The 3,054-nt window shown below is 45.0% G+C and carries 3 protein-coding genes; all 3 read left to right on the top strand.

Annotated elements, in window-relative coordinates; all coding sequences use genetic code 11:
- The first annotated feature begins 116 nt into the window (after nt 1–116).
- The 3 genes from Selli1_RS18030 (at nt 117) to Selli1_RS18040 (ending at nt 2,649) form a co-directional block, all read left to right on the top strand.
- On the top strand, nt 117–500 hold the full coding sequence (locus tag Selli1_RS18030) for a LysM peptidoglycan-binding domain-containing protein (RefSeq protein WP_281874463.1): 384 nt from the start codon (nt 117–119) through the stop codon (nt 498–500).
- Nucleotides 501–564: 64 nt separating this feature from the next.
- On the top strand, nt 565–1,875 hold the full coding sequence (locus Selli1_RS18035; RefSeq protein WP_087168793.1) for a DUF5711 family protein: 1,311 nt from the start codon (nt 565–567) through the stop codon (nt 1,873–1,875).
- Between the two features lie 9 nt (nt 1,876–1,884).
- The gene (locus Selli1_RS18040; RefSeq protein WP_281874466.1) at nt 1,885–2,649 is read left to right on the top strand and encodes a CvpA family protein; all 765 of its coding nucleotides are present in this window, start codon (nt 1,885–1,887) and stop codon (nt 2,647–2,649) included.
- The last annotated feature ends 405 nt before the right edge of the window (nt 2,650–3,054 follow it).

Below are 3,054 nucleotides of genomic sequence, written 5' to 3' on the forward strand. Positions count from 1 at the left end.
AAGAACATTCTGTTAAAAAGAAACATAAAATGATCAGATAAAGTCCGAGCTGAATTATCTGAAAATAAAAGAAATAAACTGATATCAAAAAAAGAAGAAAAAGTGCCAACGATTACTTGACACATACTATTCTGATCATCGGCGTGACAATGGTAAATAATTATGATAAGATCAAGGCAGTTCAGACCTCTCTTGACCAGATTACAAAAACCGTGGAAAAGGCGGAAGGCGAAGAAGAAGCACAGGCATCCGGAGAGAAAGTGACAACAGAGGTTGAGGAAGGAACGGATGTTAAGAGCAGCAGTGAAGACACACTGGAAATACAGGAGCAGGAGACTTCCGGAGGGGAAGAGTACTACGTGGTGCAGCGTGGGGATACGCTTGCTACCATCAGCCGGAAGGTATATGGAGATACTTCCTATGTAGACGCAATCGCGCGGATGAACGGTCTTACGAATGGGGATTTCATATACATCGGGCAAAAATTACTGTTGCCGTAAGAAAAAGTATGTTATGATAATCAGAAATAGAACAGTATAAATAAAATACAAAGGGGAAAGCAATATGAAGGATAAGCAGCAAATGAGGTTCCACGTAGTCCCGAGGGCTGATATCCCGGATCTTTTCGGGGAGGGAACTGCTGTCCGGATCGGCCGGAAGTATGTCGAAAAGCCCCGGGTGGAGATGTGGACGGTACAGCCTTCTATTGAAACGGAGAATCCGGAAGAAATGCATCCGGTAAAAAAGAAGAAAAAGCCTATGAGGGCCAGAACAAAAAAGGCGATCCGAAGATGGGTCATTGTGGGAGTTCTGACAGCGGCCGTGGCGGTCTCCTATCTGACGATTACACTTCAGACCTATACAGGGGTTGAGGTCGTGTCTCAGATTCAGGAAGCAGAGTCGGGAAACAGCTTTTATATACGTTATGGGGAGAATATACTGAGCTGTGATACCGACGGTGTTGCATTATTCGATCTGGACGGGGCTGAACTCTGGACGGAAAGCGTCCAGTTTCAGAAACCGGTTATGAAAGTCAGCGGTACTTCCGCGGCAGTAGCAGAGCAGGGTGGCAACGATATTGCAGTATTCGGAGAAAATGGACTGCGGGGGCAGATCAGTACGACATTTCCCATAGAGAAAATGTCCGTATCAGATCAGGGAGTTACAGCCGTTCTGCTTGAAAATGGAAGCACTCCGATGATTCAGTGCTATGACGTATCAGGAAATGTACTGATCGAGTACAGCGTTGCGTCTTCTGCAAGCGGATATCCGATTGACATTGCGCTGTCGCCTGACGGAACGACACTTCTTGTCTCTTATCTGGTGGTACAGAATGGTCAGGTGGATACCAGGATTACTTATTACGACTTTGGAAAAACACACGAAGACGGGAATTATGAAATCGGCGGAGATACTTATGAGAATCAGCTCATGCCGAGCGTATTCTTTGTATCCGATGATAAATCGGTCGCAGTAGGCGACGGCGGCTTCGTGATTTATGAAGGATCCGAGCCGAAAGAAAGTACGAAGATTGACATCAAAAAAGAAATCAGAAGTATCGCCTACGATGAAGAATATCTTGCATTTGTTCTGAAAGATACAGATTCGGCCGGATATGAACTGCGGCTTTACGATTATAACGGAAAAGAGATTATATCAAAGGAATTTGAGGGTGATTATAGTAACATCAAAATTGATGACGGACAGGTAATCCTGTTTGACGGTGAGAACGCCAGCATTTTCACTGAAGGTGGAATTCACCGGTTTGAAGGAAGCATGGGGGCGGATATCAGAGACATCTTTGTTCTGAAAGGAATCAATAAATATCTGATGATGAGTAACAAAGGAACCCGGACAATACGCCTGACAAAATAGGAGAACAACATGAACTGGTTATTATATGGAACGATAGGAATTCTGGCGATAGGAATCATTGTGGGATATATCAAAGGGGCACTGCGCATCGCAGTATCACTGGCCGCGGCGGTGGCCGCGTGGATTCTGGTGGTTGTACTCACGCCGTATGCGGCGGATGCCGTGATTCAGTACACCCCGGCGGATGACTGGATTGAGGAGCGGCTTGAAAGTGCCTTGATGACAAACATGTCGGATGCTCTGGAAGAGCAGGCCGGAATAGAAAACGGAACAGATATCGATCTGCCGGCACTGGCAGAGCAGCTTTCCGGAGGCGAGATTTCCAGACAGGAACAGGCACAGATTATAGAGAATTCCGAGGTGCCGGAGATATTTAAGGAATATCTGCAGGAAAATAATAATAAAGAAATTTACAGTATGATCGGAGCGGACAGCTTCGCAGACTATATCGCAAAAGGGATTACACGTCTGATTATTCAGATTCTGACTGCGGTCGTACTCTTTTTTGTCATATCGGCCGCACTGAAAATTGTTATGTATATACTGGATGTAGTTTCGTGGCTTCCGATCATAGGAGGAATCAACCGGATTGCCGGAGCAGCCCTTGGACTTGTGATGGCGCTGATTTTTATCTGGATTGTGTTCCTTGTATTTACGCTCCTGTACACAACACCGGCCGGGGAAGAGATCTTTGCGCAGATTAACGGGAATGCGTTTCTCCGGTTCCTGTATCAGAATAATTATATATTGAAGATTCTTATGGGGCTCCGCTGATGGCGGGGCCTTTCTGCTCCTGAATACGGGGAGAACAGTAACCTGGAAGAAAGAGAAAAAATAAAAAAGTTGAAAAAAGTTGTTGACATTTACAAGCCCGGATGATAATATATAACACGTTCCGCTGATAACTGTCAGCACAAAACATCTCAGAGTGACAATCCTGAGGACGGGTTTCCCACATTGGCTTGACGGACCGCCGCAGAAACCACTCAAAAAAAGATGAAAAAAGTGCTTGACAAAAAGGAACAGATGTGATAATCTAATATAGCTGTCGTGAGAGAGCGGCAACGAAAACAAAGAACTTTGATAACTGAACAATAGACAACGATCCCTGAAAATTCATGAGAATTATTCAGAACAAGGAACTTCAAGTTCCACAAACCAGACAACAGTAACGGGATG

It is taken from the genome of Sellimonas catena (assembly GCF_027924685.1).
GTDB lineage: Bacteria > Bacillota > Clostridia > Lachnospirales > Lachnospiraceae > Sellimonas > Sellimonas catena.

Bases quoted from the DNA above. Each gene is read 5' to 3' on its own strand.
- Selli1_RS18035 (WP_087168793.1), top strand. From the start codon at position 565: ATGAAGGATAAGCAGCAAATGAGGTTCCACGTAGTCCCGAGGGCTGAT.
- Selli1_RS18040 (WP_281874466.1), top strand. From the start codon at position 1,885: ATGAACTGGTTATTATATGGAACGATAGGAATTCTGGCGATAGGAATC.